Below are 24687 nucleotides of genomic sequence, written 5' to 3'. Positions count from 1 at the left end.
TACTCCGCACCCTCTCACTCGAATGCGCGCTGGTCAACCAGCCCGAGTACGGTATCTCCCGGCGTTTCGGGCGTCCCCGAGCCCCTGCTACCGAACCGGACCGGTGGACCCCCGTACCACGAACTCCACCGGCAGTGTGACGACTTTCGTCGGCGTCACCCGGCCCGCCTCGACGGCGTCCAGCAGCATCGTGGCCGCCTCCGCCCCTATGTCCGCGTTAGGGATGTGCACCGTGGTCAGCGGGGGGGTGAACTTGTCGATGAAGGGCATGTCGTTGAAACCCACGAGACTCAGATCGTCCGGACACGACAGGCCCCGTTCCGAGAGCACGTCGTAGCAGCCCAGGGCCAGCATGTCGTTGCCCGCCATCACGGCGGTGAACTCCGCGCCCCCGTCCAGCAGCCGGCGCATGCCCACGGCCCCGGCCTCCTCCGTCCACGCGCCGCACTCCACGGCCAGCCCGGCCGCCTGCTCCAGACCGCCCGTCGCGAGCGCCTGGTGGTAGGCGGCGAGCCGACCCAGCCCGGTCGACGTCGTCCTCGGCCCGGCGAGATACGCGATTCGCCGGTGCCCGAGCGAGGTGAGATGGGTGACGGACTGCTGGATGCCGCTGGCTTCGTCGCCCACGACAGCCGGCGTCACGTGTTCGTCGGAACGGCGGTTCACCAGCACGAGGGGGAGTCCGTCGGCGACGATCCGCCGCAGCAGCGGGTGCTGCAGCAGCGCGGTCCCGATGACGAGTCCGTCCACCTGGCGATCGCGGAGCGCCGTGTACAGCCGCTCCTCCCGCTGCGGACTGTTGTCCGTGTCGGCGAGCAGAAGGGTGTATCCGCGCTCGGACAGCACCTGGTCCACCCCGCGCACCAGCGGCGGGAACATCGGGTTGGTGAGGTCCGGGATGAGCATCCCGATGGTGTGGGTGCGACTGGTACGCAGACTCCGCGCGATCGGATTGGGCCGGTATCCGAGCGCTTTCGCCGCCTTCCGCACGCGCTTGGCCGTCACCGGGTTGACCTTGGAGGCCGTCTCCGGGTTCAGTGCCCGGGACGCGGTGCCGGGGTGCACTCCCGCCTCGCGTGCTACATCACGGAGGGTGGGCTTCCCGGCCGGTTCGGACACGCTCACTCCTCGTATGAGATGCAGTTTGCAGCCCCGTCGGGCGGTGCTAGAGCGTACTGCACGGACATGGAAATCGTGTGCGGCGAAGCGCGCACCCCGCCGTGACAAGGACGCGGGCCCCGGCGGCACCCGCCCGGAGCCGTGCACCGGACCGTTCCGCCCGGCGGCCTCCGCTCCGGCGGGACACCCCGGATACCCTCCCCCTGAAGTCGGCGAAGAAACCACGTTCTCCCTGGAACAATCGATTGTATTCCTCTCTCGGCACCCTTGACGGCAGATCGGACCGCCACCTATGTTGACGCTGCAATGGTTTGCAGCGCAGATGGGAGCACCGAGTGCACCGCCGTGTTCAGCCGCCGGACGTCTTCGAGCCGGTGAAGGGCCTGTACACCCAGGTCGTCGCCGTGGCCGAAGGCCCGCGCTACGAGATCGCCGGCACCCTGCCGTACCACCTGGACGGAAGTCTCGACGAGCCGCTCGCCGTCCAGGCACAGGTCGTGATGGACAACCTGGAACGCTCCCTGGCCTCCGTTGGGCTCCGGCGCTCGGACATCGTCCGTATCCAGGTGTACACGACCAGGATGGACGAGTTCCTGGGGACCGCTCTCGACACCGTCTTCGGCTGGTTCGGCGAGGACCGCCCGGCATCCACCCTGGTCGAGGTGTCCCGGCTGGCCAACCCCCGGGTGCTGGTGGAGATCGACGCCAGTGCCGTCGGATCCCCCGTCCGGGCCGCGGAGTAGAGAATGACCGGCGCGATCCTCATCACCAACGGGCGGGTGCTCGCGTCGGGGACCGACGGCGCACCCGAGTGGGACGTCCTGATCGAGGACGGTGCGATCCGTGCGATCGGCCCCGGGCTGTCCCGGGACGGCGCGGAGGTCGTGGACGCCTCCGGAAAGCTCGTGGTCCCCGGGTTCGTGGACACCCATCTGCATCTGTGGCAGACGCCCCTGCGGGGTATGACCGCCGACCTGTGGGCGCGTGAGTACTTCCACACCGTCCATCCGATGTCGGAGTACTACACGCCCGAGGACATGTACTGGGCCACGTACGCCGGAGGGCTGGAACTGCTCAGCCACGGCGTCACCCAGGTCTTCGACTACTGCCACAGCGCCAACTCGCCCGAGCACGTGGACGCCTCCGTCCGGGGTCTGCGCGACGCCGGGATCCGGGCGACCTACGGCTTCGGCCTGTTCGAGCGGAACGGCGCGACCTACCGGGACCGGGCACACCGGCTCGACGATCTGGCCCGCGTCGCGGAGGGTGTGCAGGACAGCCTCCTGGTCGATGTCGCACTCGCCGTCGACCACGCGTACGACGCGGAGGCCGTCGCCCGCGCCCGCGAACTCGGCCTCGGCATCTCGGTGCACGGAAACCCCGTCGGTCTCGCGGCTCAGTTCGCCGAGGCCGGAGCGCTCGGACCCGATGTGCTGTGGGTGCACGGCAACTACGCCTCGGAGGCGGAGTTGGACGCGCTCGCCGCGGCGGGTGCCTATCTCAGCCTCACGCCCGACATCGAGATGGGCATGGGCAAGCCGACCGCCGTCTTCGACCGGGCCGTCCGGCGGGACATCCCCGTCACTCTCGGCGTCGACGTCGTCAGCTACGCCTGCGCCGACCTGCTCACCCAGATGCGGCTCGCCTACGCGCTGCACCGGCTGATCGACGGCGAGAAGGAGCGGGCCCGGGGCCATGTCCCGCCCCACCGCGACATCGACGTGCCGCTGGTGTCGACCCGTGACGTCGTGCGCTGGGCGACCGTCAACGGTGGACGGGCGCTCGCGCGGCAGTCCCACGGCGACGGCGCCGTGGGACTCACCGCCGGGGACCCGGCCGACGTCCTGCTCGTGGAGACCGAGCCGTTCGGGCTGTCCATGGGCGACCCGGCGGGCCATCTCGTGCTCCAGACCACCTCCCGCGACATCGACACCGTCATCGTCGGCGGGGAGGTCCGCTACAGCGCCGGCCGGCTCCACGGCGCCGACACCGCCGAGGTTTCCGCCCGGCTCAGGGAGTCCCGCGAGCGTCTGCTGAAGACCCGCGACCTGGGCACCACCCGCTGACCCTCGTTCCCTCTCATTGGAGAACCACCATGCGCATCGACGCCCACGCCCACTACTTCCCCACCGAATACCTCGACCTGCTGGAGCGCTACGGCAGCAAGGACACGCCCGTCGCGCGCGGCCTGTGCGCGGGCGACGACGAGGGCGACATCGACAAGCGGCTGGCCATGATGGACGCCGCCGGAGTCGATATGCAGATCCTCTCCACCACGCCGCAGCTCCCCACCTTCACCGAGGAGGCCCACGCGGTCGAGGCGGCCCGGCTCGCCAACGACCTCTACGCCGACCTCGTCAAGCGCCACCCGGACCGGTTCGCTGCCTTCGCCACCACTCCCCTGCCGCACGGCGAGGCCGCCGCGAAGGAGGCCGCCCGCGCGATCGACGAACTCGGCTTCACCGGTGCCACCATCGGTACGGCGGTGCTCGACAAGACGCTGGCGGACCCGTCGTTCGAGCCGCTGTGGGCCGCTCTGAACGAGCGCGGCTCGCGGCTGTACATCCACGCGTCGGGCAAGGACGCCGACTCCCCCCTCATCTCCGAGCACGGACTGAAGTGGATTCTGGGCGCGCCCGTGGAGGACGCCGTGGGTCTGCTCCACTTCGTACGGGCGGGGATCACCGCACGCTACCCGGACATCAAGGTGATCGTCGCCCATCTCGGCGGCCCGATCCCCTTCCTCGGGCAGCGCATCGACGACAACTTCAACCACTGGAACGAGGCGTTCCCCGAGCTGCCGAGCGACACCTTCAAGAAGATGTGGTGGGACGCGGCCAACTTCCACGCCCCGGCGCTGCGCTGCGCGGTCGACACCTTCGGTGCGGACCGCATCCTGATGGGCAGCGACTTCCCGTACTTCCAGAACGACCTCTACACGCGAGCCGCGGCCTACATCGAGGAGTCGGGTCTCGCCGACGGGGACGCCGAGCGCATCCTCGACCGGAACGCCGTCGAGCTGTTCGGACTCCGCGCGAGCTGACGCGGGAGCTGCGCCGCCCGGCCGTACCACTGCGGCCGGGCTTTCTTCCTCCACACACAACAATCGATTGCAGAGGATTCGTCATGACCAGCACCATCGAAACCACCGTCGGCTGGATCGGCTGCGGCAGAATGGGCGCCGCGATGGCCGGACGCCTTGCCCGGGCCGGCGCCCCGCTGACGGCCTGGAACCGGACGCGCAGCAAGGCCGAGGCGCTCGCTCCGCTGGGCGCCGCCGTGGCCGACACCATCGCCGACCTGCGGGACCGGGACGTCGTCTTCACGATGGTGTCGACGCCCGCCGACCTGAAGCAGGTCCTGCTCGGCGAGAACGGCCTCCTGGCCGACGCCGGCCGGCTGCCCGGCGCGGTCGTGGACTGCTCCACGGTCTCCATCGAGGCGTCCGCCGAGGTGCGTGAGGCCTGCGACCGGCTCGGGGTCGCGTTCCTCGCCTCGCCGGTCAGCGGCAACGGCAAGGTCGCCGAGACCGGCGGCCTGAGCCTCGTCGTGTCCGGGCCCGAGGACACCTTCCGCCGGATCGAGCCGCTGCTCGCGCTGATCGGCAAGTCCGTCACGTACGTCGGCGAGGGCGAGGGCGCGCGGCTGGTGAAGATCGCGCACAACCTGTTCCTCGGTGTCGTGACCCAGTCACTCGCCGAGATCACCGTGCTCGCGGAGAAGGGCGGCGTCTCCCGCGCCGCGTTCCTGGAGTTCCTGAACGACTCGGTGATGGGGTCGGTCTTCACCCGCTACAAGACCCCCGCCCTGGTCAACCTCGACTACACCCCCACCTTCACCCCGATCCTGCTCCGCAAGGACTTCGATCTCGGACTGGCCGCGGCGCGCAGGCTCGACGTCCCGATGCCGCTGGCCGCGCAGACGGCCCAGCTGGTGCAGGCGTCGGTCGGCAGCGGCCGGGTGGACGAGGACTTCGCGATTCTGCTCGATCTCCAGGCCGCGGCCTCGGGCCTGGAGCTGAAGCCCGAGAACGTTCAGGTCGACGACGGTCTCGGCGACGGCGGCAGCGACGGCGCCGGAGCGGAGTCCCGGTGACCGCGCAGCCCCTGCACGCGCCGGGCCACCGCGGCGTCGACTTCGAGACCAGGGTGGACTTCGACCGTCTGCGGGCCTACCGGCTGCGACGGGCGAAGCAGGCGCTCGAAGGCAGCGAGTGCGGCGCCTTCCTGCTCTTCGACGCGTACAACATCCGCTACACGACCCAGACCTGGATCGGGGGAGCGCTGCCGGACAAGATGACCCGGTACGCGCTCCTGACCAGGGACGCCGACCCGATGTTGTGGGACTTCGGCTCTGCGGCGCGCCACCACAAGCTGTTCGCGCCCTGGCTCAGGCCGGACGACTGCCATGCGGGAATGCTCGGCCTGCGCGGGGCGATAGCCCCGACCGCCGGTCTCATGGCGGACGCCGTGCGGCAGATCAAGGAACTGCTGACCGACGCGGGGCTCGCCGACGCGCCGGTCGGCGTCGACATCGTCGAACCGCCGTTCCTCTTCGAGATGGAGCGGCAGGGCCTGAGGGTCGTCGACGCGCAGCAGCTGATGCTCGACGCCCGTCAGATCAAGTCGCAGGACGAGATCATGCTGCTCACCCAGGCGGCGGCGATGGTCGACGGCGTCTACCAGGACATCGTCGACGTGCTCAAGCCGGGCATCCGCGAGAACGACATCGTGGCGCTCGCCAACAAGCGGCTGTACGAGATGGGATCCGAACAGGTGGAGGCGGTGAACGCGGTGTCGGGGGAGCGGTGCAACCCGCATCCCCACAACTTCACCGACCGGATCATCCGCCCCGGCGACCAGGCGTTCTTCGACATCATCCACTCGTACAACGGCTACCGCACCTGCTACTACCGCACCTTTGGTGTCGGCAGTTCCACGGCGAGCCAGCGCGACGCCTACACCCGCGCCCGCGAATGGATGGACGCCTCCATCGACATGATCCGCCCGGGCGTGGGCACCGACGAGGTCGCCCTCGTCTGGCCCGCCGCGACCGAGTTCGGTTTCCCGAACGAGATGGCGGCTTTCGGGCTCCAGTTCGGGCACGGGCTGGGCCTGGGTCTCCACGAGCGGCCGATCATCTCCCGTCTCAACAGTCTCAGGGAGCCGGTGGAACTCCAGCCCGGGATGGTCTTCGCCCTGGAGACCTACTGTCCCGCGAGCGACGGATTCTCCGCCGCGCGGATCGAGGAGGAGGTCGTCGTCACCGAGGACGGTGCCCGGATCCTCACGCTCTTCCCGGCGCAGGAACTCTTCGTCGCCAACCCGTACTGAGCGCCCGTACCGACGCGAGAGATCGCGAGGAACCACGAGGACCCATGATGTCCAGGACCACTATGCACCCCCATACAGATCTCCAGATCAACGGGAAGCCCGTGCCCTCCCGGTCCGGAAGCCGATTTCCGGTGACGGACCCGGCGACCGGCGAGGTCATCGCCATGGTCGCGGACGGTACGTCCGCCGACGCCATGGCCGCGGTGGACGCGGCCTCGGCCGCGGCGCGGGCGTGGGCCGCCACCGCCCCCCGCGAGCGCGCCCGGGTGCTCCTGAATGCGTTCGACCTGATGACCGAGCGCGCCGAGGAGATCGCCCGGCTGATATCCCGGGAGAACGGCAAGGCGATGCCCGACGCGCGCGGCGAAGTGGCGTACGCGGCCGAGTTCTTCCGCTGGTACGGCGAGGAGGCCGTACGAGCGCTGGGCTCGGTCGCCATGGCTCCTGGCGGCGCCAACCGGATCATGGTGCTGCATCAGCCCGTCGGTGTCTGTCTGCTGGTCACCCCCTGGAATTTTCCGGCCGCGATGGCCACACGCAAGCTCGGGCCCGCTCTGGCCGCGGGTTGCACCGCGATCCTGAAGCCGGCCAGCGCCACCCCGCTCACCGCCCTCGCGATCGGGGACATCCTGAACGAGGCCGGGGTTCCGCCGGGTGTGGTCAATGTGGTGCCGAGCCGCAGCTCCGGAGCCGTCGTCTCGGCGATGCTGCATGACGCCCGCGTCCGAAAGCTGTCGTTCACCGGCTCCACCGAAGTGGGCCGGAAACTTCTCCACGAGGCCGCCGACAACGTGGTGAACACCTCGATGGAACTGGGCGGCAACGCCCCGTTCCTGGTGTTCGCCGACGCCGACCTGGACGCGGCCGTGGACGGGGCCATGATCGCCAAGATGCGGAACGGAGGCTCCGCCTGCACGGCGGCGAACCGGTTCTATGTCGAGGCGTCCGTCGCCGACGCCTTCTCGCGCCGGCTCGCCGAGCGGATGGCCGCCCTGCGGGTCGGCCCGGGAACCGATGAGGACTCCGAGGTGGGGCCCCTGGTGAACGAGGAGACGGTGGACAAGGTCGACACACTGGTACGCCGTGCCGTCGAGGACGGGGCCCGGGTGCTGACCGGTGGCTCCCGGCCGGAGCGGACCGGCTGCTACTACACGCCGACCGTGCTCACCGAGGTGCCGTCGGACGCCGCGATTCTGCGGGAGGAGATCTTCGGGCCTGTCGCGCCCGTCGTCACCTTCGAGACGGAGGACGAGGCCGTCCGGGCCGCGAACGACACCGAGTACGGGCTGATCGCGTACGTCTACACCGGCGATCTCGCCCGGGGCCTGCGCGTCGGAGAGGCGCTGGAGGCCGGGATGGTCGGCCTCAACCGGGGCGTGGTGAGCGACCCGGCCGCGCCGTTCGGCGGAGTGAAGCAGAGCGGCATCGGGCGCGAGGGCGGTCATGACGGCCTGCTCGACTACATGGAACAGAAGTACCTGGCGGTGCAGTGGTGACCGGGGCGGCGAGCCGGGCGGGTCTGCCGGGCCTGCGAGGAGTCGACCACATCGGTATCACGGTGCCGGATCTGGAGGAGGCATCCCGGTGGCTGACCGAGGTGCTGGGCTGCACACCGATGTACACGCTCGGGCCCTACCGTGACGACGAGGGCACCTGGATGGAGCGCCACCTCGACGTCCATCCCCGCGCGGTCATGGAGAAGCTGCGGTTCTTCCGCTGCGGCAATGTGACCCTGGAGGTCTTCCAGTACGCGGCGCCGGTGCAGATCCAACAGCCGCCCCGCAACAGCGACATAGGCGGACACCACATCGCGCTGTACGTCGACGACCTCGACGAAGCGGTCAGCCATCTGCGAGGGCACGGCGTCACCGTCCTCGGCGAGCCGACCGCCAGCAAGGGCCCGAGTGAGGGCCAGCGCTGGGTCTACTTCCTGGCTCCGTGGGGTCTCCAGATGGAGTTGGTGTCGTACCCGGGCGGCAAGGCATACGACAGACGCGCCAGTGCGGTCGGACGGGAGTACTGACCATGACCACACAGGAGAGCCTCGCACCCGGTGCGCAGTGGGTGCGCATCAGTACGACCGACGCCGACTGGGACGCCGCCGATCCGCTGCTGCTGCGCCGGATGCTCGACATGATGATCCTCATCCGCGCGTTCGAGGAGTACGTTCTCGACCTCGCCGCAGCGGGTCTCGTCCACGGCCCGGTCCATTCGAGCATCGGCCAGGAGGCCGGGGCCGTGGGCAGTGTGCTGGCCCTCACCGGCCAGGACACGGTCAACGGATCCCACCGCGGACATCATCAGTTCCTGGCCAAGGCGATCCAGTACGTCGCCCCGGACTTCGATCTGCTCGCTCCAGCCGAGGACGAGTTGCGCGACGTTCTGCTGCGTACGCTCGCGGAGATCTGCGGGCTGGCCCGCGGATTCAGCGGCGGCCGGGGGGGCTCGATGCACCTCCAGTGGCTGGAGGCCGGCGCGATCGGCACGAACGCGATCGTCGGCGGCGGTGTCCCGACCGCGGCGGGCTACGCCTGGTCCCACCGGTTCGCCGGTACGGAGGAGGTCTCGGTGACCTACTTCGGCGACGGCGCGGTCAACATCGGCTCGACGCTGGAGACGATGAATCTCGCCGGCGCCTGGAAGCTGCCGGTCTGCTTCTTCATCGAGAACAACCAGTACGCCGTCTCCACCCATGTGGACGAGGTGACGGCCGAGCCGCGCCTGTCCGGGCGCGGACCCGGCTTCGGCATCGCCAGTTGGAAAGTCGACGGGATGGACCCGCTGGCCGTGTACGCCACCATGGTGGCCGCCGTCGACCACATGCGTGCCGGCAGCGGGCCGACGGTCGTGGAGGCGGACGTCTACCGCTACTTCCATCAGAACGGAGGTGTCCCCGGCAGCGCGTTCGGCTACCGGCCCAAGGCCGAGGAAGCCGAGTGGCGCGGACGCGACCCCATCGCCCAGGTCGCGTCCCACCTTCTGCGGCGTGGAATCCTCACCTCCGAGCAGTACGCGGAGCTGACCGCCAACGCCCAGGGAGTCATGGCCTCACTCGGCGAGGTCTTGCTGGAGCAACTGCCCGGCGGTGAGCCGGGACAGCGCCGGATCAAGCAGTCCGAGTGGCCCGACACATCCTTCGCCGAGGTCGGCATACGCGGCGACCTGAGCGAGTTCGACGGCGCGTACACCGCCGATACCGACACCTTCACCGGAGAGGTCGGGGAACAGAAGTTCATCAGCGCCGTCGCCGGGGTGATGCGGCGCAGGATGGCGACCGATTCGACGATCGTCGTCATGGGCGAGGACGTGCACCGGCTCAACGGTGGTACCAACGGTGCCACCCGTGGTATCCGCGAAGCCTTTCCCGGTCGGCTTCTCGGCACTCCCATCAGCGAGAACGCCTTCGCCGGACTCGCCGGAGGCATCGCGCTCGACGGTAGATGCAAGCCCGTCGTCGAGTTCATGTACGCCGACTTCATGTGGGTCGCGGCCGACCAGCTGTTCAACCAGATCGGCAGGGCCCGCCATATGTTCGGCGGTCGTTCGGACGTGCCGCTGGTGCTGAGGAGCAAGGTCGCCATGGGCACCGGCTACGGGTCACAGCACTCGATGGATCCGGCCGGTGTTCTCGCGACCAGCCCGGGATGGCGGATCGTCGCACCGTCGACCCCCTTCGACTACGTCGGGCTGATGAACTCGGCACTGCGGTGCAAGGACCCGGTCGTGGTCCTGGAACACGTGGACCTGTACAACAGCACCGGCATCGGCCCGGTCGACGACTTCGACTACTGCCTGCCGGTGGGGAAGGCGGCGGTACGCCGCTCCGGCAGCGGTCTCACGATCCTGACATACCTTCAGATGACGAACTTCGTACTCGAAGCCGTCGAACAGGTTCCCCAGGCCGACGCGGAAGTCATCGACCTCCGCTGGCTCGACCGGGCCAGCATCGACTGGGAGACCATCGGGGACAGCATCCGCAAGACCAACCGGGTTCTCATCGCCGAGCAGGGGACCGTCGGCGCGTCCTACGGCGGATGGCTGGCGGACGAGATCCAGCGCAGGTTCTTCGACCACCTCGACGCGCCGATCGCCCGTGTGACCGGAGGCGAGGCGTCTCCCAGCATCAGCAAGGTGCTGGAGCGCGCCGCCATCGCCCAGACCGCCGAGATCGTCGCCAAGCTGAAGGAACTGGCCGATGGCTGAGCTCATGCGCATGCCCGAAGTGCTCGCCGGGTCCACCGAGGCGACTCTCCAAAGCTGGCTGGTCGGACCCGGGGAGGAGTTCCAGGCGGGTGAGACCATCGCCGCGGTGGAGACCGAGAAGGCCGCCGTCGACGTCGAGGCCGAGCGGGGCGGGGTGATCCTGAGGCCCCTGGTGGAGGCCGGAGCCACCGTTGCGGTGGGCACGCCCATCGCGGTGCTCGGGGATGTGGGGGAGCCGGTCGGGGACCTCGACGCGTTGCTGGCCGGATGGGGGGTCGCCGCGGCCGGCTCAGAGGAGCACGCCCCGGACCCGGCCCCCCGGGCGCCGCAGGGCGCCCACGGAGCGGTCCCGGGAGAACGCGTTTTTGCCAGCCCCCTGGCCCGCAGGCTGGCCCGGGAACACGGTCTCGCGATCGACGAGATCACGGGCACCGGGCCGGGCGGCCGGATCGTACGCCGGGACGTGGAGGCCGCCACCGCCGTCGGCCGCAGGGCGGCGGAAACCGCGGCGCCCGCCGCCCCGGTCGTCCCCGGGAGGGACGTGGCGGCGGACTTCACCGATGAGCCCCACTCCCGTGTCCGCCGCGCGGTAGCGGAACGGCTGACCCTGAGCAAGCAGCAGGCCCCGCATTTCTACCTGCGGGCCACGTGCCGGGTCGACCGGCTCCTCGAACTGCGCCGTGAGATCAACGAGCGGGCCACCGTCCGGATCTCCGTCAACGACCTGGTCGTCAAGGCGGCCGCCGTCGCGCACACCGCCGTACCCGAGATGAACGTGATCTGGACCGAGGACGCGGTACGGCAGTACCGCTCCGTCGACATCGCGGTGGCCGTCGCGAGCGGGAGAGGTCTGCTCACCCCGGTACTGCGCGGTGTGGAGACGCTGACGGTCACCGCGCTCGCGGTGGCCGCGCGCGACGCCCGTGACCGTGCCGAGGCGGGCCGGCTCAGGCAGCACGAACTGGAGGGCGGCAGCCTGACCGTCTCCAACCTCGGCATGTTCGGCACCGAGGAGTTCGCGGCGATCCTCAATCCGCCCCAGGCCGCGATACTCGCCGTCGGGGCGGCCCGCGAGGAGCCGATGGTCGAGGACGGCCGGATCGTGCCCGGCACGGTCATGCGCGTGACGCTGTCGGTCGACCACCGGCCGGTGGACGGCGCCGTCGCGGCGAAGTGGCTCGCGGCCTTCGTCGACGCCGTCGAGCACCCGCTGAGTCTGCTCGTCTGACTACCGGCCAGAATCCCCTTGGATCCACAGAGAAAGAAGGCGAAACAATGACAGAGGCCACGCTGGAGAACCTCGCCAGGCGCGTGGAGACGCTGGAGGCCGAGTCGGCGATCCTCAAGACGCTGTTCCGGCTCGCGATCACGCTCGACTACGGTGATCACGAGACCTGGCTCGACTGCTTCGTCCAGGACGCCGTCTTCGAAATGGCAGAGGTCTCCGAGACCGGCCGTGTCGTGCGGGTACGGCACACCAGCCGTGACGCCCTGGCCGCGTTCATCCCGGGCCACTCGCACGCGCCCGCGCACTTCCACAAGCATCTGGTGGGCGATCCGCTGATCGAGGTCGACGGTGACAGCGCGACCAGTACCTCGTATCTGACCCGGATCGACAAGGGGGAGAACGGGCCCTTCCTCTGGTCCTTCGGCCGCTACCTCGACACCTTCACCAAGTGCGAGGACGGCAGATGGCGGCTCTCCCGCCGCACCATCGAGGTCGAGTCCCGTGCCGTGCCGGTGAAGGCGAGCGACATCGGGTCCCGCTGAGAACGGCCCGACGCAGAAGGTGGCCGCCCTCCCTAAGGAGGGCGGCCACCTTACTGTTCCCTTCCTCACCGGGCAACGAGTGCCCGTCCCAGGAATCTGGCGGCGTTGCCGCCGAGCAGGAGTTCGCGGGAGGCGTCGTCGAGGAAGTCCGCCTTACGCACCACATGGCCGACGGGGCGCTCCCCGAACGGGTACGGATAGTCGCTGCCCACCATGACGCGCTCGGCTCCCATGGTGTCCACCAGCAGCCGCAGCGCCCGGTCGTCGAAGACGACCGAGTCGACGCTGAACCGGTTCAGATAGTGGGAAGGCGGGTGCTCGGAGGTTCCCACGACATCGGGTCTCCGGTGCCAGGCGTTGTCCGCGCGGCCGACCCAGAAGGGGAACGAACCGCCGCCGTGGGCGAAGCAGATCCGCAGGGACTCGGGAATGCGGTCGAACGCTCCTCCGAGGATCAGGGAGAGGACGGACAGATGTGTCTCCGCCGGCATGCCGACAAGCCACTGGGCCATCCACCGGTCGAGACGGGCGGAACTCGGCATGTCCCACGGATGCACCAGCACCGGGGCCCCGACCTCGGCGCAGTGCTGGAGGAAGGTGACGACACCCTCATCGTCGAGATCACGGTCGCCGACGTGATTGCCGATCTCCACGCCGAGGTGCCCCGCCGCCAGACAGCGGTCCACCTCGGCACAGGCGGCATCGGTGTCCTGGAGCGGGACCTGACAGAACGGAAGCAGGCGGTCGGGTGCCGGCGCGCAGATCTCCAGGGCCAGATCGTTGAAGATACGTGACACCTTCAGCGCCTGGACCGCGGGCCGTGTGTAGGAGAAGAAGACCGGGGTGGGCGACACCACCTGGATGTCGACGCCATCGGCGTCCATGTCGGCGAGCCGCGCCTCCGCGTCCCAGCAGTCGTTCCGGATCCTGCGGAACTCCTGGGACCGGATCATGATGCACGCATCGCGTTCGGAGTCCGCCCGCAGCCAGGGCCAGTCGTCACCGCCTCCGGCGGCCCGTGCGAGATCGGGCCAGCCGCGGGGCACATAGTGCGTGTGAACGTCGATCGTCTTCATGAGGCGGTCAGCCCTTGCCCGGGTGGAGGGTTCCGCACGCGGCGCAGGTACGTGCCGCCTCGTCCCGGTAGAAGGCCTCGAAGACCGGCGGGAGGTCCTGGACGATGTCACGCACCTGGAGTTCGACCTCGTGGACGAGGCCTTGGCAGTGGGGGCAGTACCACTGGAACTTCTCCAGAGTCCCCTCCTCGCGGACTCGTTCGATGACGAGGCCGATGGACCCTTCTTCGGGCCGCTGCGGCGAATGCGGGACGTCACCGGGGAGCAGCCACATCTCACCTTCGCGGATCTGTACCGTACGCACACCCCCCTCGACGATGAGATTGACGTGCATATTGCCCTTGACCTGGTAGAACCACTCCTCGTAAGGATCGACGTGGAAGTCGGTCCGCTGGTTGGGCCCGCCGACCACCTGCACGATGAAGTCGCCGGTCCCCTCCCACATCTGGCGGTTGTTGACCGGCGGTCTGAGGAGATGCCCGTGTTCTCGGACCCACTTGCTGAAGTCGTGGACCTCTGGGATGTCGCTCATGGCTGGTGCTCCTGTGCTGTGTGGCGGGCGCGGTGCGCGACGGCCTGGATCTCGATGAGGAGATGCGGGTGCGGCAGCTGGTGTACGGCGACTGTGGTGCGAGTGGGCCCGCTCTCGTCGAAGTACGAACCGTAGACGTCGTTGTAGCCGCCGAAGTCGTTCATATTGGTCAGATATGTGGTTACTTGCGCAATATCCCCGAGGTCGCAGCCGACGTCGCGCAGGATGTCGCGGATGTTCTCGATCACCGCCCGGGTCTGCTCCCGGATATCGAGCCGGGTTGTGCCCATGTCGTCGGCTTCGGCGCCGGCGATCGAGTTGTCGGGCCGGCGGCTGCTGGTGCCCGAGACGAAGACGAGGTCACCGGCCACCCTCACATGGGGGAAACGTCCGCGGGGGGTGGCCTTCCCCGGGACCAGCCGGGCGTCAGTCATTCCCGGACCCTTCGGCCGGCGTGACGGACACGGTGACGCGGCCGAGGCCGGTGATCGCCGCCTCGACGACGGTCCCGGCCGACAGGGCGACCGCTTCCGTGGCCGCCCCTGCCAGGATCACCGTCCCGGCCGGCAGCGCCAGGCCGTACGAGGCCGCCATGCGCACGGCCGCGCCGAGCGCGCGCAGGGGATCGCCGAGAATCGCGGCCGTGGAGCCGAAGCCGACGGCCCGGCCGTCGACGGTGAGAACCACTCCTCGGTTGCCGATGCCGGTCCCCGGCGGACGCCACCTTCCCACCACGACGGCCGCGGCCGAGGTGTTGTCGGCGATCACGTCGGGCAGGCTGAATCGGAAGTCCCGGTAGCGGGAGTCGATGATCTCCAGGGCGGGGGCGACCGCGTTGATCGCCGTCACGGCGGAATGCGGGGGCTCGTCCGGGGAGACCGCACGGCCCAGCCGGAACGCGACCTCGGGTTCCACCCGGGGGTGCACGAAGCGCCCCAGGTCCAGCCGTCCCCCGTCGGGTACGAGCATCCCGGACGTCAGTTCCCCGATGATCACATCGGAAACGCCCATCTGTGCGGCCTTGGCGCGGCTGGTGAAGCCGAGCTTCACACCCACCCGGCGTTCCCCGCGTGCGACGCGCCGGTCGACGAGTGCGCGCTGGACGGCGTGGGCCTCGCCCAGGGACAGGGAATCGCTCGCGGACAGTTGCGGGATGGCGGTGGCGTTCAGCGCCGCCGCGTCGAGCCGTTTCGCCAGTTCGGCGGGCGAGAGCCGGGCGGTCACGCCGTCACCTCCGATCCGGGGGTGCTCACACGTTCCGCGAGCAGGTCCAGGGCTACGTCCACGATCATGTCCTCCTGGCCGCCCACCATCTGACGTCGGCCCAGCTCGACGAGAATGCTGCGCACATCGAGCCCGTAACGTTCGGCGGCCCGCTCCGCGTGCAGCAGGAAACTGGAGTACACCCCGGCGTATCCCAGGGTCAGAGTCTCCCGGTCGACACGCACCGGGCGTTGCTGGAGGGGACGGACCAGGTCGTCGGCCGCGTCCTGGAGCACGAACAGATCACAGCCGTGCTCCCAGCCGAGCAGGTCGGCCACGGCCACGAACGCCTCGATCGGGCAGTTCCCGGCACCCGCGCCGTGCCCGGCGAGGGAGGCGTCCACCCGCAGGGCACCGTGCTCGACCGCGGTGACGCTGTTGGCCACGCTCAGGGAGAGGTTCTCGTGCGCGTGGATTCCGATCTCCGTACCCGCGTCGAGGACTTGACGGTAGGCGGCGACCCGCTCCCCGACGTCCCGCATCGTGAGCCGGCCGCCCGAGTCGGTGACATAGACGCAGTGGGCGCCGGCGGACTCCATGAGCTTGGCCTGTTCGGCGAGCCGCGAAGGCGTCGTCATGTGGCTCATCATCAGGAAACCCGACACGTCCATGCCGTGATCGCGCGCCCAGCCGATGTGCTGGGCCGCTATGTCCGCCTCGGTGCAGTGGGTGGCCACCCGTACGCTTGTCACCCCCAGGTCGTGGGCGGCCCGGAGGTCGTCGACGGTGCCGATACCGGGCAACAGCAGGGTGGTCAGCCGGGCGCGGGTCATGACCTCGGCGGCTGCCGAGATCCAGGCCGCGTCCGAGGCCGCTCCCTGACCGTAGGTCACGCTCGAACCGGCGAGCCCGTCGCCGTGTGCGACCTCGATGGCGGACACTCCGGCGGCGTCCAGCGCCGCGGCGATCCGCCCGACCTGTTCGGGGGTGAACCGGTGGGCCACGGCGTGCATGCCGTCGCGGAGGGTCACGTCCTGGACGTACACCCGGTGTGGGGTCGAGGGCCGTGGCTCTCTCATGCCGTCTCCCAGCCGCGCAGTTCCACGAGACGTTCCGCGGTGCGCAGGGCCGCGGAGGTCATGATGTCGAGGTTTCCGGCGTAGTCGGGCAGATAGTGCCCGGCACCGGAGACCTCCAGGAAGACCGAAACCCTGGTGCCCGTGAAGGGCCTGCCCAGCGCGGGCAGCCACGGCTCGTCGACCGGATCGAACTGGACGTCCTGCTTGAGCCGGTAGCCGGGCACATAGCGGCGTACCTCGTCCACCATGGCGACGACCGACGCGTTCACCGCCGCCCGGTCCAGGGGCCCCGTGTGCTCCACGAGGCAGTACACCGTGTCCCTCATGACCATAGGAGGAGAAGCGGGATTGAGCACGATGATGGCTTTCGCCTCACCGGCGCCGCCCACGCTCCGCAGCGCCGCCGCCGTGGTCCGGGTGAACTCGTCGATGTTGGCGCGGGTCCCGGGCCCCGCGGACTTCGACGCGATGGAGGCGACGATCTCCGCGTACGCCACCGGGACGACCGCGGAGACCGCTGCCACCACCGGCACGGTCGCCTGGCCGCCGCAGGTGACCATGTTGACGACATCCGCGCCGAGATGGTCGTCGAGGTTGACCGGCGGGACGACATACGGGCCGACGGCGGCCGGAGTGAGGTCGACCATCAGTTTGCCGTGCGCCCGGACGACCTCCAGGTTCCGCTGGTGGGCCGCTGCCGAGGTGGCGTCGAAGACGATCCGCACGTCGGGGAACTCCGGCATGGAGGCCAGTCCGTGGACGCCCTCGTCGGACGTCGCGACCCCGAGCCGACGCGCTCGCGCCAGACCGTCGGACGCCGGGTCGATACCGACGAACGCGGTGACCTCGAGCCGTTCGGAAAGCCGCTTGACCTTGAACATCAGATCGGTGCCGATGTTGCCGGACCCGATGATGGCGGCGGGGATCTTCACTGGTGGTTCCCTTCAGTGCCGGGGGCGGGATCCGGGTCGGCGAACACCGCGCTCACCTCGCCCAGTCCGTCCATCCGGGCCCGGTACACCCCGGGGTGTGTGACCTGCACCATCGGTCCCAGAGCGCCGGAGAGGACCACCTCGCCCGCGCGCAGCGGGGATCCCCGGCGGGCGAGTTCGCGGGCGAGCCATGTCGCCGCGACAGCCGGCGAGCCCAGGCAGGCGGCTCCCACTCCCGTGGACGCCGGCTCTCCGCCGTGTTCGAGCACCATGCCGAGCCCGGTCAGATCGACGTCCTGGACCCGGCGGGGCGTCGTACCGAGCACGAAGGCCCCGCTGGAGGCGTTGTCCGCCACCGTGTCGGTGATGGTGATGTCCCAGCCGGCGATGCGGGAGTCGACGATCTCGATCGCGGGCAGGACGAACTCCGTGGCCCGCAGGATCTCCGCCACCGTTGCCCCGTACTCCACGTCCCGGCCGAGCACGAAGGCGACCTCGGCCTCCACTCTGGGCTGAAGCAGACGGTCGAGCGGAATCTCCTCGCCGTCCGCGTACGCCATGTCGTCGAGCAGTACGCCGAAATCGGGCTGGAAGACCCCGAACTGGCTCTGCACGGCGGGCGAGGTGAGCCCGATCTTGTGCCCGACGACCCGGCGGCCGCCGGCCACCCGTTCGCGTACGACAGCCTCCTGTACGGCATAGGCGGCGTCGAGGTCTGACGGGCCGATGAGCTCCCGTACCGGAGAGCACGGCCGGGACAGGCGCGCGGCTTCGCGCAGCCGTTCGGCGGCCCTCCGCACGGCGGTGCCCGTGGCCGAAATGTGATCCATGGCTTCCTTTCCGCCGGTCACAGCGCCACACAGACGTTGGTCGGCTCGCTGTAGAAGTGGAGTGAGTGCGTGCCGCCCTCACGGCCGATGCCGGACATCCCGGCTCCCCCGAACGGCGAACGGAGGTCGCGCAGATACCAGGTGTTCACCCATGACATGCCCACCCGCATCCGCCCGGCGACGCGGTGCCCTCGTTCCAGGTCCCGTGTCCAGACGGCGGCGGCGAGACCGTACGGAGTGTCGTTGGCGAGCCGTACGGCCTCGTCTTCCCCGGTGAACGGGATGAGCACGGCGGCCGGTCCGAAGATCTCCTCCCGCGCCACTCTGTGCCGGTTGTCGAGACCGGTCCACAACGCGGGCTCGATCCAGGCGCCGGCGTCGAGACCGCCACCCAGTTCGGGAACCCCGCCGCCGGCCAGGCAGTGGGCCCCCTCCTGCTCGGCGAGCCGGTAGTAGCCGAGCACCTTCTCCCGGTGCTTGAGCGAGATCAGCGGGCCGGTGGTGGTCAGGGGGTCGTCGGGGCGCCCGAACCTCAGTTCCCGGGCGCGCTGCGCGAGTCCCAGCGCCACCTCCTCGAACACGGAGGCTTCGACATACACGCGTTCGGTGCACAGACACACCTGGCCGGTGTTGGTGAACACCGACCGTGCCAGTCCCTCCACAGCACGGTCGAGATCCGCGTCGGCGAAGACCAGCGCGGCGTTCTTGCCGCCGAGTTCGAAGGAGACCGGACGCACCTGGGGCGCCGCGGCGCGCATGATGGCGGCGCCGGTCGCCGACGCCCCGGTGAAGGTGATGCCGTCCACCGCCGGGTGCGCGGTCAGGAACTCACCGGTGGAACCGGTACCGAAACCGTGCACCACATTGAAGACACCCTTCGGCACGCCCGCCTCCACCATGATCTCCGCGAGGAGCGAGGCCGACGACGGAGTCTCCTCCGAGGGCTTGACCACCACGGTGTTCCCGCAGGCGAGGGCGGGGGCCACCTTCCAGGTCAGGAGCAGCAGCGGAAGATTCCACGGCACGATCACGGCCACCACACCCAGGGGCCGGCGCAGCGCGTAGTTCAACGCGCGCCGTCCCTCCGGCAGCTCGGTCATGAAGGAGTCCATGCCGGTCGCCGCGACCACATCGGCGAACGTCCGGAAGTTCGCCGCCGCGCGGGCGACTTCCTGGCGGGCCAGGGCGGTCGGCTTGCCGGTGTCGGCGATTTCGGCGGCCAGCAGTTCGTCGGAGCGCTCCTCGATCCGGTCCGCGATCCTGCGGAGCAGCGCCGCTCGTTCGCCGACCGTGGACCGCCCCCATGGGCCTTCGAGAGCACGCCGGGCCGCCTCGACGGCACGGTCCACCACTTCCCGGCCCGCTTCGTGCACCTGGGCGACGAGCGAGCCGTCCACCGGGCTGATCTTGTCGAAGTGCGCGACGCCGTCGACAAACCGGTTGTCGACGAAGTTCCTCAGACCGGGGGGCGCAGTCATGTCCATCTCCCTGGGGGTTTCCCGATGACTGCGTTCATCGTGGTCAGACCTGACTATGCCCGTCCAATGCCAAATTGGTCCTCATGTATGCCTGAACGGGCATGTCAAGAATTCTCGGGAGGCTGATCCAAGGCCTCGCGAATGCTCCTGCCCACCTCCCTCAGATGGTGCAGCAGCAGGGCGGAGCCCGGGCTCGCCACGGAATCGCGGGACCGAGTGACTCCGACCAGCCGTCGGACGGTCTCCAGAGGTGTGGAGAGCATCGCGAGCTGCGTGTCCTCCCGCGCGATCAGCAGCGGCAGAGCCGCGATGGCGTCCGTGTCCAGCAGGATGCTCCGCAAGGTGAGGATCGAGGTGCACTCCACCCGGTCGGCGGGCAGCTGAAGCCCTTCGTCGAAGAAGGTCCTGTCCAGCTCGCCCCGGAGCGCCGTCTCCCCCACGGGGAGGATCCACGGATAGCCGAGCAGATCCGCCAGCCTCGGTGCCGCCAGCCCCAGCGCCGGGTGCCCGGCCCGGGTGACCAGCCGGATCGGTTCGGTGTACAGCCGGGTCTGGTGGACGAGGCCGCTCTCGTCGGACGGCGTCAGCCGCCCGACCATCAGATCGATGCCGCCGGTCAGCAGGTCGGCGGTGAGCACGTCCGGCGTCGCCTCCTTGACGACCACGGTCACGTGGGGGCGCTCCTGCTTCATCCGCACGATCGCTCGCGGCAGCAGGACATTGGCCCCCGCGAGATGAGTCCCCACGATCACCCTGCCGGCATGCGCGTCGCGCAGCTCGGCCACGTGCCGCCCCGCCTGCCGCACCTGCGCCAGGATCGCCCGCGCGTACTGGATGAACGCCTGACCGTAGACGGTGGGAGAGACACCTCGCGGAAGCCTCTCGAAGACCTCCACGCCGAGGATGGTCTCCAGCTCCCGCAGCCCGCGCGTGACGACCGGCTGCGTCACCCGGAGCTGCTCGGCGGCCCGCAGCACACTGCCGTGGTCGGCGATGGTGGTCAGCAGTACCAGATGCCGAAGCTTCAGGCGCCCGTCCAGCAGTCTTTCGTGGTCCATGCTCTCAGCGTGACATGCCCCCGAGGGCGTGCCGGGGCCCCTCCCGACACCTCGGGGATCGGTGGAAACGACACGAGGGATGAAACGGGCGCTTTGGTGAGGTCGCGGGTGAGACGTGCCGCTCGGATTGCTTCGAGTCCGGCCCGCTCCATCTGGCGAACTCCTCCGACCTGCGGAAACGTCATTCCGAGGGTGTGTTGGCAGGAGGCGGTGCCGTGAGGAGGCGCCCTGTACATTGCTGTTTCGTACAGAAGTGTCAAGAGGTGGCCCGGTGAACGAACGCGAGGCGTCGTCGAGCGCGTCACCGGCCGTCGGCCGGGCGCTGGACATGTTGATGTACCTCGCCGCGCGCCCCGGTCTGGTCCAGGCCGCGACGCTCGCCCGTGACCTCGACATCCCGCGGTCCTCCGTGTACCACATCCTCACGGTTCTGGCCGACCGCGGCTTCGTCACCTATGTGCCGACGGAGAAGGCGTACGGGCTGGGGGTCACCTCATTCGAGGTGGGCTCCGCCTATCTGCGCCACGAGCCCCTGGAGCGGCTGGCCAGGCCCATCCTGCGTACCCTCGCGCGCGGGCTGGGCCAGACGGTGCACCTGGGCATCCTGCACGGCGCGGAGACGGTGTACCTGCTCAAGGAACGGCCGCCCGCGGGCCGGGCCGGCGACATCGACATCGCCCTCGTCACCGACGTCGGCGTACGCCTGCCGGCCCACCTCACGGCCAACGGACGCGCCATCCTCGCCCACTCCCCCAAGGCGCAGGTGCGGGCGCTCTTCCCCCGGCCGGGTGATCTGACCACCCGCACGGGCAAGGGGCCGCGCACGCTGGCGGGACTCGTGGAGGAGCTGGCCCGGGAGCGTGAGCGCGGCTGGTCGCAGGAGGCCGAACTGGTCACCCGGGGGTTCTGCTCGATGGGGGTGGCGGCGTTCGATCACCATGAGCGGCCCATCGCGGCCCTCAGCACCACCTGGCGCCGCCGCCACCCCCGGCACGACGTCGATGAGGTGCGGGACGCCCTGCGCCACGCTGCCGCTCGGCTCACCGCGGCCGTCTCGGGCCACCCGCCGGCGACCGCTTGAGGCGGGAGGACCGTTGGCCCTCGCCCGGACTCAGGGGGCGCCGGTCCTCCCGCCGGCCGGTTCCCGGTGCGGCGGGCCACGAGGAGGCTGATGCCGCGGTACGGGGAAACGGTCTCGGATCCGAGAAACGCGCGCCATGCCGCTGGTCCGGCACCCGCCGCTGCCGTGTGATGAGGGGGCTACCACCCCATCCCTCCACAAGGAGTGCACATGACCAGCGTTTCCTCCGAGACACCGGGTGTCGTCCGGGCCCCGCGCGGCACCGAACTCAACTGCCTCGGCTGGCAGCAGGAAGGCGCCCTGCGCATGCTCATGAACAACCTCGACCCCGAGGTCGCCGAGCACCCCGAGGACCTCGTCGTCTACGGCGGCACCGGAAAGGCGGCCCGCAACCGGGAGGCGTACGACGCCATCGTCCGAACGCTGAAGACGCTGAAGGACGACGAGACGCTGCTGGTGCAGTCCGGCAAGCCCGTCGGTGTGATGCGCACCAGCGAGTGGGCCCCGCGCGTGCTGCTGGCCAACTCCAACCTGGTCGGCGACTGGGCCAACTGGGAGGAGTTCCGGTCGCTGGAGGCCCGTGGCCTCACGATGTACGGCCAGATGACGGCCGGTTCGTGGATCTACATCGGCAGCCAGGGCATCCTCCAGGGCACGTACGAGACGTTCGGCGCCGTGGCCCGCAAGAAGTTCGGCGGCAGCCTGGCCGGCACCATCACCCTCACCGCCGGTCTCGGCGGCATGGGTGGCGCCCAGCCGCTGGCCGTCACCATGAACGACGGTGTGGCCATCTGTGTGGACGTCGACCCGACGCGTATCGAGCGCCGCATCGCCCACCGCTACCTCGACGTCGCCGCCGACGACATCGACCACGCCCTCCGCCTCGCCGTCGAGGCACGCGACGCCCGCGAGCCTCTCTCCATCGGCCTGCTCGGCAACGCGGCCGAGGTCTTCCCCGAACTGCTGGAGCGCGGCGCCCCCATCGATATCGTCACCGACCAGACCAGCGCACACGACCCGCTGGCCTACCTCCCCGTCGGCGTGAGCGTGGAGGAGTGGCACGAGCAGGCCCGCCGGGATCCCGCCGACTTCACCGAGCGCTCCCGCGCCGCCATGGCCAGGCACGTCGAGGCGATGGTCGGCTTCCTCGACGCCGGCGCCGAGGTCTTCGACTACGGCAACTCGATCCGCGACGAGGCCCGCAAGGCCGGCTACCAGCGGGCGTTCGACTTCCCGGGGTTCGTGCCGGCCCACATCCGGCCGCTGTTCGAGGAGGGCCTCGGCCCGTTCCGCTGGGCCGCTCTCTCCGGTGACCCGAAGGACATCGAGGCCACCGACAAGGCCGTCATGGAACTGTTCCCGGAGAACGAGCACCTGCACCGCTGGCTGAAGATGGCCGGCGAGCGCGTGGCGTTCGAGGGCCTGCCCGCCCGCATCTGCTGGCTCGGCTACGGTGAGCGGCACCGCGCCGGCCTGCGCTTCAACGAGATGGTCGCCTCCGGCGAGCTGTCCGCCCCCGTCGCCATCGGCCGCGACCACCTCGACTCCGGCTCCGTGGCCTCGCCCTACCGCGAGACCGAGTCGATGCTCGACGGCTCCGACGCCATCGCCGACTGGCCGCTGCTCAACGCCCTGGTCAACACCTCCTCCGGCGCCTCCTGGGTCTCCATCCACCACGGCGGCGGTGTCGGCATGGGCCGCTCCATCCACGCCGGCCAGGTCTGCATCGCCGACGGCACCGAACTCGCGGCCCGAAAGCTCGCCCGCGTCCTGACCAACGACCCCGGCATGGGCGTCGTCCGGCACGTCGACGCAGGCTACGAGCACGCCACCTCGGTGGCCAAGGAGCGCGGCGTCCGCATCCCGATGACAGAGACCGCGGGCGGCGCGGAGTGAGCGCCGCGCTCACCCGGAGGGAAGACGAACCCGTCCGCACGGACGTGCCTGCCACGCCGTGGACCGGACGGGACGACGGCCCCGGCGCCGAGGACCTGCGCTGGCACCGGGCCGTTCACCTCGACCCGGAGCAGGCGGCGCCGGGCGAGGTCGCCTTCGTCGGCTTCCGCAGCGACGAGGGCGTACGCCGCAACAAGGGCCGGCAAGGCGCCGCCGACGGCCCGGGCGCCCTGCGCCGCGCCCTCGCGTCAATGGCGCTGCCGAAGCCGCTGCGGGCACTCGACGCCGGTGACATCGAGGTCACCGGGGACGGCGAGGACGTCCTGGAAGCCGGGCAGGAGCGCCTGGGACGCGCGGTCGCCTCGCTCGTCGACCGCGGTCACACGGTGATCGTGCTGGGCGGCGGCCACGAGGTGGCGTACGGCAGCTACCGCGGGCTGGAACAGACACGCGCCCTGCGTGAGGGATGCCGTCTCGGGGTGCTGAATCTCGACGCGCACTTCGATCTGCGCGACGACATCAGACCCAGCTCCGGCACCCCCTTTCTCCAGATGGCGCGGAGCGAGGAGCGGCACGGACGTGCGTTCGGCTACTGGGTGCTGGGTGTCAGCCAGCCGAGCAACACACAGCGGCTGTTCGGCACCGCGGCCGGGCTCGGCGTGCGCTGGCTGCCGGACACCGAGTGCGGCCTGCCGGACCTGGAGCGCACCGAGAGGTTCGTCGACGAGTTCCTCGCGAGCTGCGACATCGTGCATCTGAGCATCGACCTCGACGTGCTTCCGGCCGCGGTCGCGCCGGGCGTCAGCGCGCCCGCCGCCTACGGGGTGCCGATGGAGGTCATCGAGCGGGTCTGCGTCCGGGTGGCGGCGAGCGAGAAGCTCGCCGTCTGCGACATCGCCGAGCTGAACCCGGACTTCGACGTGGACCAGCGCACCGCCCGCGCCGGCGCTCGCCTGATCCACCGGATGGCTACCGCGCTGGCGTGAAGCTCCGCGGGCGCCTTGCCGGACAGTCCGCGAGGCCGTGACAGGCGACGAGAGCCGCGGTCCGGCGGCCGCGGCTCCCGGCGCGCACACCGGCTCCACGATCGCCGGCAC

The 24687-nt window shown here is 70.0% G+C and carries 23 protein-coding genes; 13 read left to right on the top strand and 10 right to left on the bottom strand.

Annotated features, from left to right (window positions below):
* Positions 1-87: 87 nt before the first annotated feature.
* A complete protein-coding gene (locus ACIBCM_RS09130; RefSeq protein WP_399241339.1) occupies positions 88-1119 on the bottom strand; it encodes a LacI family DNA-binding transcriptional regulator in 1032 nt (343 codons plus the stop codon).
* A gap of 335 nt (positions 1120-1454) precedes the next feature.
* On the opposite strand from ACIBCM_RS09130, the gene ACIBCM_RS09125 reads away from it, so the two are divergent.
* The 10 genes from ACIBCM_RS09125 to ACIBCM_RS09080 all read left to right on the top strand — a co-directional run bounded on the left by ACIBCM_RS09125 (position 1455) and on the right by ACIBCM_RS09080 (position 12425).
* Complete coding sequence (locus ACIBCM_RS09125; protein ID WP_399241338.1) at positions 1455-1862, top strand: RidA family protein; 408 nt, start codon at positions 1455-1457, stop codon at positions 1860-1862.
* A gap of 3 nt (positions 1863-1865) precedes the next feature.
* Complete coding sequence (locus ACIBCM_RS09120) at positions 1866-3185, top strand: amidohydrolase family protein (protein ID WP_399241337.1); 1320 nt, start codon at positions 1866-1868, stop codon at positions 3183-3185.
* Positions 3186-3214: 29 nt separating this feature from the next.
* Complete coding sequence (locus tag ACIBCM_RS09115; protein WP_399241336.1) at positions 3215-4162, top strand: amidohydrolase family protein; 948 nt, start codon at positions 3215-3217, stop codon at positions 4160-4162.
* Between the two features lie 83 nt (positions 4163-4245).
* Positions 4246-5214, top strand: a complete 969-nt coding sequence (locus ACIBCM_RS09110) for an NAD(P)-dependent oxidoreductase (protein ID WP_399241335.1) — start codon at positions 4246-4248, stop codon at positions 5212-5214.
* Positions 5211-6452: a M24 family metallopeptidase gene (locus tag ACIBCM_RS09105; RefSeq protein WP_399241334.1), complete on the top strand. Its 1242-nt coding sequence runs from the start codon at positions 5211-5213 to the stop codon at positions 6450-6452. Before ACIBCM_RS09110 ends, ACIBCM_RS09105 begins: the two co-directional genes overlap by 4 nt.
* A 47-nt stretch (positions 6453-6499) precedes the next feature.
* On the top strand, positions 6500-7948 hold the full coding sequence (locus ACIBCM_RS09100) for an NAD-dependent succinate-semialdehyde dehydrogenase (protein ID WP_399241333.1): 1449 nt from the start codon (positions 6500-6502) through the stop codon (positions 7946-7948).
* Positions 7945-8475, top strand: coding sequence for a VOC family protein (locus ACIBCM_RS09095; protein WP_399241332.1), 531 nt, complete (start codon positions 7945-7947; stop codon positions 8473-8475). Before ACIBCM_RS09100 ends, ACIBCM_RS09095 begins: the two co-directional genes overlap by 4 nt.
* Positions 8476-8477: 2 nt before the next feature.
* Positions 8478-10655: a thiamine pyrophosphate-dependent enzyme gene (locus tag ACIBCM_RS09090; RefSeq protein WP_399241331.1), complete on the top strand. Its 2178-nt coding sequence runs from the start codon at positions 8478-8480 to the stop codon at positions 10653-10655.
* A complete protein-coding gene (locus ACIBCM_RS09085; protein WP_399241330.1) occupies positions 10648-11883 on the top strand; it encodes a dihydrolipoamide acetyltransferase family protein in 1236 nt (411 codons plus the stop codon). The genes ACIBCM_RS09090 and ACIBCM_RS09085 overlap by 8 nt, the downstream gene beginning before the upstream one ends.
* A 47-nt stretch (positions 11884-11930) precedes the next feature.
* Entirely contained in the window at positions 11931-12425 is a 495-nt protein-coding gene (locus tag ACIBCM_RS09080; RefSeq protein ID WP_399241329.1) for a nuclear transport factor 2 family protein, read from the top strand.
* Between the two features lie 65 nt (positions 12426-12490).
* Here ACIBCM_RS09080 and ACIBCM_RS09075 read toward each other — a convergent pair whose 3' ends face one another.
* From ACIBCM_RS09075 to ACIBCM_RS09035, 9 genes are all read right to left on the bottom strand, one after another.
* Positions 12491-13501 (bottom strand): amidohydrolase family protein, encoded by a 1011-nt coding sequence (locus ACIBCM_RS09075; protein ID WP_399241328.1) that lies wholly within the window; start codon positions 13499-13501, stop codon positions 12491-12493.
* Positions 13502-13508: 7 nt separating this feature from the next.
* Positions 13509-14033, bottom strand: coding sequence for a 3-hydroxyanthranilate 3,4-dioxygenase (locus ACIBCM_RS09070; protein WP_399241327.1), 525 nt, complete (start codon positions 14031-14033; stop codon positions 13509-13511).
* Complete coding sequence (locus ACIBCM_RS09065; RefSeq protein ID WP_399241326.1) at positions 14030-14467, bottom strand: RidA family protein; 438 nt, start codon at positions 14465-14467, stop codon at positions 14030-14032. Before ACIBCM_RS09065 ends, ACIBCM_RS09070 begins: the two co-directional genes overlap by 4 nt.
* Entirely contained in the window at positions 14460-15257 is a 798-nt protein-coding gene (locus ACIBCM_RS09060; protein ID WP_399241325.1) for a 2-keto-4-pentenoate hydratase, read from the bottom strand. Before ACIBCM_RS09060 ends, ACIBCM_RS09065 begins: the two co-directional genes overlap by 8 nt.
* Positions 15254-16315 carry a 4-hydroxy-2-oxovalerate aldolase gene (dmpG, locus tag ACIBCM_RS09055; protein ID WP_399241324.1) on the bottom strand — a complete coding sequence of 354 codons (1062 nt, stop codon included), beginning with the start codon at positions 16313-16315 and terminating at the stop codon, positions 15254-15256. Before dmpG ends, ACIBCM_RS09060 begins: the two co-directional genes overlap by 4 nt.
* Positions 16312-17247 (bottom strand): acetaldehyde dehydrogenase (acetylating), encoded by a 936-nt coding sequence (locus tag ACIBCM_RS09050; protein ID WP_399241323.1) that lies wholly within the window; start codon positions 17245-17247, stop codon positions 16312-16314. Before ACIBCM_RS09050 ends, dmpG begins: the two co-directional genes overlap by 4 nt.
* Positions 17244-18077: a 2-keto-4-pentenoate hydratase gene (locus ACIBCM_RS09045; RefSeq protein WP_399241322.1), complete on the bottom strand. Its 834-nt coding sequence runs from the start codon at positions 18075-18077 to the stop codon at positions 17244-17246. Before ACIBCM_RS09045 ends, ACIBCM_RS09050 begins: the two co-directional genes overlap by 4 nt.
* A 17-nt stretch (positions 18078-18094) precedes the next feature.
* Positions 18095-19555, bottom strand: coding sequence for a 2-hydroxymuconic semialdehyde dehydrogenase (locus ACIBCM_RS09040; protein WP_399241321.1), 1461 nt, complete (start codon positions 19553-19555; stop codon positions 18095-18097).
* 104 nt (positions 19556-19659) lie between these two features.
* Positions 19660-20613 (bottom strand): LysR substrate-binding domain-containing protein, encoded by a 954-nt coding sequence (locus ACIBCM_RS09035; protein WP_399241320.1) that lies wholly within the window; start codon positions 20611-20613, stop codon positions 19660-19662.
* Positions 20614-20884: 271 nt separating this feature from the next.
* Between ACIBCM_RS09035 and ACIBCM_RS09030 the strand changes: the two genes are divergently transcribed.
* From ACIBCM_RS09030 to hutG, 3 genes are all read left to right on the top strand, one after another.
* The gene (locus ACIBCM_RS09030; protein WP_399241319.1) at positions 20885-21694 is read left to right on the top strand and encodes an IclR family transcriptional regulator; all 810 of its coding nucleotides are present in this window, start codon (positions 20885-20887) and stop codon (positions 21692-21694) included.
* 210 nt (positions 21695-21904) lie between these two features.
* The gene (hutU, locus tag ACIBCM_RS09025) at positions 21905-23590 is read left to right on the top strand and encodes a urocanate hydratase (RefSeq protein ID WP_399241318.1); all 1686 of its coding nucleotides are present in this window, start codon (positions 21905-21907) and stop codon (positions 23588-23590) included.
* Between the two features lie 44 nt (positions 23591-23634).
* The gene (gene hutG, locus ACIBCM_RS09020) at positions 23635-24576 is read left to right on the top strand and encodes a formimidoylglutamase (protein ID WP_399241317.1); all 942 of its coding nucleotides are present in this window, start codon (positions 23635-23637) and stop codon (positions 24574-24576) included.
* The last annotated feature ends 111 nt before the right edge of the window (positions 24577-24687 follow it).

This window comes from Streptomyces sp. NPDC051018 (assembly GCF_044456085.1).
Taxonomy (GTDB): domain Bacteria; phylum Actinomycetota; class Actinomycetes; order Streptomycetales; family Streptomycetaceae; genus Streptomyces.
Note: the sequence above shows the minus strand (reverse complement) of the source record. Positions and strands in the feature narration are given on the sequence as shown.

What these genes read in the sequence shown, in the direction of transcription:
- ACIBCM_RS09120 (WP_399241337.1), top strand. Translation starts at nt 1,866, where the DNA reads ATGACCGGCGCGATCCTCATCACCAACGGGCGGGTGCTCGCGTCGGGG.
- ACIBCM_RS09115 (WP_399241336.1), top strand. Translation starts at nt 3,215, where the DNA reads ATGCGCATCGACGCCCACGCCCACTACTTCCCCACCGAATACCTCGAC.
- ACIBCM_RS09110 (WP_399241335.1), top strand. Translation starts at nt 4,246, where the DNA reads ATGACCAGCACCATCGAAACCACCGTCGGCTGGATCGGCTGCGGCAGA.
- ACIBCM_RS09100 (WP_399241333.1), top strand. Translation starts at nt 6,500, where the DNA reads ATGTCCAGGACCACTATGCACCCCCATACAGATCTCCAGATCAACGGG.
- ACIBCM_RS09090 (WP_399241331.1), top strand. Translation starts at nt 8,478, where the DNA reads ATGACCACACAGGAGAGCCTCGCACCCGGTGCGCAGTGGGTGCGCATC.
- ACIBCM_RS09085 (WP_399241330.1), top strand. Translation starts at nt 10,648, where the DNA reads ATGGCTGAGCTCATGCGCATGCCCGAAGTGCTCGCCGGGTCCACCGAG.
- ACIBCM_RS09080 (WP_399241329.1), top strand. Translation starts at nt 11,931, where the DNA reads ATGACAGAGGCCACGCTGGAGAACCTCGCCAGGCGCGTGGAGACGCTG.
- ACIBCM_RS09075 (WP_399241328.1), bottom strand. Translation starts at nt 13,501, where the DNA reads ATGAAGACGATCGACGTTCACACGCACTATGTGCCCCGCGGCTGGCCC.
- ACIBCM_RS09070 (WP_399241327.1), bottom strand. Translation starts at nt 14,033, where the DNA reads ATGAGCGACATCCCAGAGGTCCACGACTTCAGCAAGTGGGTCCGAGAA.
- ACIBCM_RS09065 (WP_399241326.1), bottom strand. Translation starts at nt 14,467, where the DNA reads ATGACTGACGCCCGGCTGGTCCCGGGGAAGGCCACCCCCCGCGGACGT.
- dmpG (WP_399241324.1), bottom strand. Translation starts at nt 16,315, where the DNA reads ATGAGAGAGCCACGGCCCTCGACCCCACACCGGGTGTACGTCCAGGAC.
- ACIBCM_RS09045 (WP_399241322.1), bottom strand. Translation starts at nt 18,077, where the DNA reads ATGGATCACATTTCGGCCACGGGCACCGCCGTGCGGAGGGCCGCCGAA.
- ACIBCM_RS09040 (WP_399241321.1), bottom strand. Translation starts at nt 19,555, where the DNA reads ATGACTGCGCCCCCCGGTCTGAGGAACTTCGTCGACAACCGGTTTGTC.
- ACIBCM_RS09035 (WP_399241320.1), bottom strand. Translation starts at nt 20,613, where the DNA reads ATGGACCACGAAAGACTGCTGGACGGGCGCCTGAAGCTTCGGCATCTG.
- hutU (WP_399241318.1), top strand. Translation starts at nt 21,905, where the DNA reads ATGACCAGCGTTTCCTCCGAGACACCGGGTGTCGTCCGGGCCCCGCGC.